Origin of the sequence: Streptomyces phaeochromogenes (assembly GCF_001418655.1) — a bacterium.
Taxonomy (GTDB): domain Bacteria; phylum Actinomycetota; class Actinomycetes; order Streptomycetales; family Streptomycetaceae; genus Streptomyces; species Streptomyces phaeochromogenes.
In genome coordinates, this window is the sequence record NZ_LIQZ01000175.1 from 1 (window position 1) to 6,025 (window position 6,025).

Here is a 6,025-nt window from a genome sequence, read left to right on the forward strand (position 1 = left end):
CGGTGGGGGCGCGTGCGGGCGGGGGAGCGGATTCCGGCCCCGGGGCGGGCAGTTCGAGCGGGGACACCGGGGAGTCCACGTCGGCAGCCGCCGGCGACGGGTCCGAAGAGAAGCCCGAGAACGAGTCCGAGAACGAGTCCGAGCCGACTTCCGCATCCGGCGTCCGCCGCGGTGCCCTGCGCCGCTCGGTCCTGGCCGAGGTCGTCGTGGGTGTGGTCGTGCTGGTGATCACGACGGTTCTCACCGGTACGCAGCCGGGGCGCGCCGAGATCGAGACGGCGGCGGCCGAGGAGACCGCGGCGGCCGGTCAGCGGACCGCGTCGACGACCCTGATCCCCTTCGACGTCGGCACCCCGGGCGGCCACGGCAAGGTCCAGATCGTCCTGGAACCGGGCCGCGTCGGCGAGAACACGGTCGAGGCGGTCGTCATCGGCCCCGACGGAGGCATCGCCACGGTCCCCGAGATCCGCCTCTCCTTCACCCTCGCGTCCCAGAAGATCGGCCCGATCGACGCCGGCCTCACCAACAAGGGGGGCTACTGGGGCACGTCGTCCCTCAACCTCCCCATCCCGGGCACCTGGACCATGAAGGTCACCGTTCGCACGTCGGACATCGACCAGGTGTCGGAGACGCGCCGGGTGAAGATCCTCCGCTGAGGTCCGGCGGGCGCCCTCCGGACACCGGCCGCAGCGGTGCGTACGAACTCGTCAGGAGTCGAACTCGTCAGGAGTCGAGCTTGAGGACGACGTACCCCTCGACGGTGCCGACGAGCGAGTACTCGGCGCGGGGGTGGAGTTGCCGCGCGCGGGCCTCGATGTCGCGGATCCGGTCGCGGGAGTTCTGCAGGGCGATGTAGTCGGGGGTGATGCCGCCGGTGTCGCCCACCCACAGGACACGGCAGCGTGAGGTGAGGCGGCTGCTGGGGCGGATGTCGGCCTCGACGGTCGCGCCGTCCGGGATCCGGTCCAGGAGACGCTCGACTGCGGTGACGCGCGCCGGCTTGCGGTAGGCGGCGGGCTCGGTCAGTACGGCCAACGGGAGCGTGGTCGTGAGCGACAGCGCAGCCGCGACGACGGCCGCGGGCAGATGGTGCGCGTACGTACGCAGCCAGGGCCGCGGGCTGTACCGGGCACCGGCGAGGGCGTCGACGAGGGCGAGCGCCACGACGGGCATCAGGACCGCGCTGTAGTGCCAGTCGGTCCCCCAGTAGTGGTCGTCGGAGGAGAGGAACCGCCACCCGAGCGTGGGCAGCGCGACGACGGACAGCGTGGAGCGCAGCGCCAGCAGCCCGGTGGTCGGCACCAACAGCCAGGCGAGGGTGCGGAGTTTGTCGCCCGTGCCGTCGAGGAGGGTCGAGCCGCCGTCGACCTTGGTCCAGTAGTCGTAGCCGCCGGTCGTGTTGAAGGCCGGGATGACGAAGACGAGTACGACCAGGGTGGCGGCGATGCCGAGCGCCGCCACGCCGAGGGCGTACAGGATCGTGCGCCGGGAATCGCGGCGGCACCGCAGGGCGACGACGAGCGCGATGGCCGCCACCGTCACCCCGAGGTCCTCCTTGACCAGCATCAGCGGCAGCGCCCACAGCAGCGCCGCGCGCCACCGCCGGGCCAGGATCGCCTCCAGGCTGAACGCGATCAGGGGTACGGCGAAGCAGATCTCGTGGAAGTCGAAGTCGACGGCACGCTGGACGCCCCAGGACAGGCCGTACGCGATGCCGAGCGCGAGCCCGCGCGGACGTCCCAGGAGCCTGCCGGCCGCGCGGGTCACCGGCACGGCCGACAGCGCGAACAGCGCGGCCTGTGCGACGAGCAGGGTGAGGGGGGAGGGGAAGACCCGGTAGACGGGGGCGAGGAGAGCGATGACCGGGCTGAAGTGGTCGCCCAGGACATTGGCCCCCGGCCCCTTCAGATCGACGACGGGCGCCTGGAGGTGCGCGTACGCGCGGACGGCCTGCTCGAAGATGCCGAGGTCCCAGGAACGGGTGGCCAGGTGCCGGTAGCGGGCGAGGGAGAGAGCCGTGTAGGCGGCGAAGAGGGCGAGGGAGAGGAGATACGGGTCGAGCCGGCCGGGTGGGCCGGTTCGGCGGGGGCGCCGGTCACGCGGGGGGAGCGTGGCCGGCCCGGGTATCGCGGACCCGGGTACCTCGGACCGGGGTATCGCGGACCGCGGTGACGTCTGCGCGGCCCGGGCGTCCTGCGGCGGGCCGGGGAGAGCCTTGGTCACGAGCGGTCCTTACGAGCCGTCGGCGCACCGGGCGACCAGGAAGTCATCGGCAGGCCATCGGCAAGTCATCGGTCGGGCGTTGGTCGGGTGTCGATGCCGGCACGGCGCGGCACTGGGATTCCGAGGGACTGGAATCGAGAGGACTGGAATCGAGAGGACTGGAATCGAGAGGACTGGAACGGAGACCAGAGCATGACACGGACCTCGATCCCCACGCGATGGAGGCCAGTGTTTCCGCAGTTCAGGGGCTGTGGAGGAGACGGGATCCGAACTCGTTCCCGGCAAGGCCCGACTGCCCTGTGAACACCGCGGACGTCGGCCCGCGGAAGGTCACCCGGGGGCCTACCGGCCGTCATCCCGGCCCGGCACAATCGCCGCCATGACGATCACCGCGGGCGCGCCACCCACGCACAGCACTCCCGCGGCCCTCGCCCGGGGGTTCCTGACGGGTGGTGTGGCCGGGACGTCCCTGGCCGCTCTCGTCGTCGGCGGCATCATCGAGAAGGTGCCGCTGTTCGTCGCGGGACTCGTCGTGCCCACGGTCTACGGTCTGCTCCTCTTCCTCGCGGGTGCGCCACGGCGGCGGCGGGAAGCGGCCGGCGTGCCCCGCACCGCTCTCGCGATGATCGAGAGCCTGAAGGCCATCGGGGGTGAGTCGAGCGACGTGCCGGTGCGCTTCGACCTCACCGTCGCACCGGACGACGAGCCGGCCTACCGCGTCGAGATCACGCAGGACATCAACCTCGTGGACCTCTCCGACTACCGGCCGCGCGGCATCCTGGTCGTCCAGTACCCGCCCGACCGGCCGTGGCGCGTGAGGATCGTCAAGCGGCCGACCCCGGAGTGGGAGGAACGGGCGGCCGGGGCCCGCCTCGACTCGGTGCCCGGGCCGGCCACGGTGAGCGAGCCCCCCGAGGGCTGCGCCTTCGGTTTCGTCGGGCTCCTCGGCCTGCTGCTCGGCGCGGCCGTCGTGATCGGGCTGTTCCGCGCGGACCTGTTCGACGGGGACGCGACCGCGCGCCAGCCCTCCTCCTCGAAGCCCTCCGTCTCCTCCTCCTCTTCTTCCTCCTCCACTTCTTCCTCTTCCTCGACGTCGTCGACCACGGTCGTGTCGTCGGCGTCCGGCACGGTCGCCCTTGGCCCGGGCCAGTCCATGCTCGACAAGGGCGAACTGCGCCGGGCCGTCGACTCGCTCACCGAGGACAAGGACAAGGGCGAGGGCGGGGACAAGGGCGAGGACGAGGGCGGGGGAAAGCGGTCGGCACTCACCGTTGTCGTCCAGGAGCGTCTGCTGTCGGTCGTGTTCTCCCCCACCGGCACGCAGGCCCCGCAGTTCGACCCGCGCTCCCTGCCCTACGAACGCTTCCCCGCCCTCGTCGAGGAGGCCAGGACCACCCTCGGCATCCGCTCCCCGCGGACCTGGCAGATCACGGCCGAGCGCCTCACCGGGTCCCTCACCATCAGGGTCGGCGTGACGGGCGCCGAAGGCACGGCCTCGCTGGAGGCGGACGGGCAGGGGAAGGTGGTGCGGCGTACGCCGGTGGGCTAGGCCGCTCTCTGCGACATCGCTTGGCGCTTGGCGGCGCTTGGCGGCGCTGGGTGGCACCAGGCGGCACCGGGTGGCGCGGATTGGCGCTGAGTAGCGCCATCCGGTGCCGCGTGGTGCCATTTCCGGCCTCCAAAGGTGTGCGAGCGCTTCTGGTGCCGCAATCGCTCAACCCAGTGCCAGTGTGTTTCTGCAGGTCAGGGCGATTGATTCGACTGATGGCCCCGAGATGCCACCGAGTGGCTTGCGTGTGGCGCCATTGTGGTGCCATGATGGCGTCATGGACCTCACCCCGTATGTCGACAGCCTCCGCCGCGAACTCGCGGTGGCCGCCGAAGCCGGCGGCGACGAAGCCCGCGAGCTGGCGGAGAGGCTGACGGCTCCCCTGGAGTCGGCGACCCGGCTGATCATGCTCAACGTGCTCTCCGCCGCGACGGACGAGATCACCCGTGAACTCGCCCCTGGCTCGGTCGACGTACGGCTGCGCGGGCTCGACCCCGACTTCGTCGTGACACCGCCGCCCACCGACGGCGGCGCCTCCGCGGAGCCGGCCGAGCCCGTCGAACCGCTCAGGGCCCCGGCCCCGGCGGACGGCGACGAGAGCGGCACCGCCCGCGTCAACCTGCGTATGCCGGCCCACCTCAAGGCCCGTGCCGAGGAGGCCGCGACCCGCGAGGGCCTGTCGGTCAACGCGTGGCTGGTGCGCGCCGTGTCGGCCGCGGTCGACGGCGGCACCCGGCCGCGTACGACGGAGAGGACCCAGACCATCGGCCAGAGCATCACGGGCTGGGTGCGCTGACCGCGCCCGCGCCCCCGCCGCTTCACCCACATCACTTCACGTACGCCACTTCACTCACACCACGTCCCACCAGCGGGGACGACCCAAGGACTCAAGAGGACGGGACAGCCATGCCTTCTTTCGAAACTCCGGAACCGATCTCGGTCACCGCCTACGTGTACGCCGGTTCCATCCGGTTCACCGCGGGCGACCGCCTCGACACGGTCGTCGACGTACGGCCCCGCGACCCGAAGAAGGACCTGGACGTACGGACGGCCGACCAGACCGAGGTCTCCTACAGCAGCGGCACCCTGACCGTCACCACGCCCAAGGCCAATCTGCTCGGGCGCGGCGGCACCGTGGACGTGTCGGTGGAACTGCCCACGGGCTCGAACGTCGACATGACCGGCGCAGGAACCCAGATGATCGGCGAGGGCCGGCTCGGCGAGGTCCGGGTGAAGATCTCGGCGGGTGACGTCCGCCTCGACACCACCGGTCCGCTTCAGTTGAAGGCCTCGCACGGCGCGAGCACCGTCGACCGGGTCGAAGGCATGGCCGAGATCACCAGCAGCACCGGCAACGTGCGCGTCGGCATCGTCGACGGTCCCGCCGTCCTGAAGAACTCGCACGGCACCACGACCGTCGGAGCCGTGACCGGCGAGCTGCGGATGAGCGGTGCCAACGGCGCCATCGACGTCACGCGCGCCGAGGCGTCGGTCGTCGGCACCACCACCAACGGCCCCCTTCGTGTCGCCGAAGTCGTCCGCGGCAACGTCCAGTTGGAGACCTCCAACGGCGCCATCGAGGTCGGTATCCGTCAGGGCACCGCCGCCTGGCTCGACGTCAGCTCCAACCGCGGGCACGTACGCAACACGCTTGCCGCGTCCGAGGCCCCGGAGCAGACCGAGGAGACCGTCAAGGTCCGCGCACGCTCCAACTGGGGAAACATCGACGTCCTCCGCGCCAAGGCCTGAGCGCCCTCGCTCCCCCCGTTCTGACTCGCCCCGCCTCACCGCGCTCCGCCCCTCCGCGCCTCGCCTCGCCCAGCGTCGCGCGCCCCAGCCTCATCTCTTCCGATCCCCCAACTCCTTACTCCTTCAGCCTTCTAACGGGAGGGCTCCATGCCTTCATCTGTCATGCCCACGTCCAAGCAGCGGGACGGTCACCCGTCGCCTGCCGCCGTCTCCACCGTCGGTCTGCGTAAGTCGTTCGGCGACAAGACCGTCCTCGACGGCATCGATCTGCACATCCCGACCGGGTCGGTCTTCGCCCTGCTCGGCCCGAACGGCGCCGGCAAGACCACCGCCGTGAAGATCCTGTCCACGCTCGTCTCCGCCGACCCCGGCACCGGCGACGTCCACATCGGCGGCCACGACCTGGCCGCCGACCCCCAGGGGGTGCGGGCCGCGATCGGTGTCACCGGTCAGTTCTCCGCGGTGGATGGCCTGATCACCGGTGAGGAGAACATGCTCCTCATG

General features: G+C 71.4%; 5 protein-coding genes and 1 pseudogene. 5 read left to right on the plus strand and 1 reads right to left on the minus strand.

Annotated elements, in window-relative coordinates; genetic code table 11:
* Nucleotides 1–656 (plus strand): annotated as a pseudogene (locus AOK17_RS23950) (copper-binding protein); the annotation flags it as partial.
* Between the two features lie 67 nt (nucleotides 657–723).
* Here AOK17_RS23950 and AOK17_RS23955 read toward each other — a convergent pair.
* Nucleotides 724–2,157: a DUF2079 domain-containing protein gene (locus AOK17_RS23955; RefSeq protein WP_107102484.1), complete on the minus strand. Its 1,434-nt coding sequence runs from the start codon at nucleotides 2,155–2,157 to the stop codon at nucleotides 724–726.
* A gap of 445 nt (nucleotides 2,158–2,602) precedes the next feature.
* Between AOK17_RS23955 and AOK17_RS23960 the strand changes: the two genes are divergently transcribed.
* The 4 genes from AOK17_RS23960 to AOK17_RS23975 all read left to right on the plus strand — a co-directional run.
* Nucleotides 2,603–3,772: a hypothetical protein gene (locus AOK17_RS23960; protein WP_055614607.1), complete on the plus strand. Its 1,170-nt coding sequence runs from the start codon at nucleotides 2,603–2,605 to the stop codon at nucleotides 3,770–3,772.
* Between the two features lie 277 nt (nucleotides 3,773–4,049).
* Complete coding sequence (locus AOK17_RS23965) at nucleotides 4,050–4,568, plus strand: toxin-antitoxin system HicB family antitoxin (protein WP_055614605.1); 519 nt, start codon at nucleotides 4,050–4,052, stop codon at nucleotides 4,566–4,568.
* Between the two features lie 110 nt (nucleotides 4,569–4,678).
* The gene (locus AOK17_RS23970) at nucleotides 4,679–5,521 is read left to right on the plus strand and encodes a DUF4097 family beta strand repeat-containing protein (RefSeq protein ID WP_055614606.1); all 843 of its coding nucleotides are present in this window, start codon (nucleotides 4,679–4,681) and stop codon (nucleotides 5,519–5,521) included.
* A gap of 147 nt (nucleotides 5,522–5,668) precedes the next feature.
* The coding region (locus AOK17_RS23975; protein WP_425424631.1) for an ATP-binding cassette domain-containing protein at nucleotides 5,669–6,025 on the plus strand (357 nt) is incomplete at its 3' end.

Bases quoted from the DNA above. Each gene is read 5' to 3' on its own strand.
- AOK17_RS23960 (WP_055614607.1), top strand. From the start codon at position 2,603: ATGACGATCACCGCGGGCGCGCCACCCACGCACAGCACTCCCGCGGCC.
- AOK17_RS23965 (WP_055614605.1), top strand. From the start codon at position 4,050: ATGGACCTCACCCCGTATGTCGACAGCCTCCGCCGCGAACTCGCGGTG.
- AOK17_RS23970 (WP_055614606.1), top strand. From the start codon at position 4,679: ATGCCTTCTTTCGAAACTCCGGAACCGATCTCGGTCACCGCCTACGTG.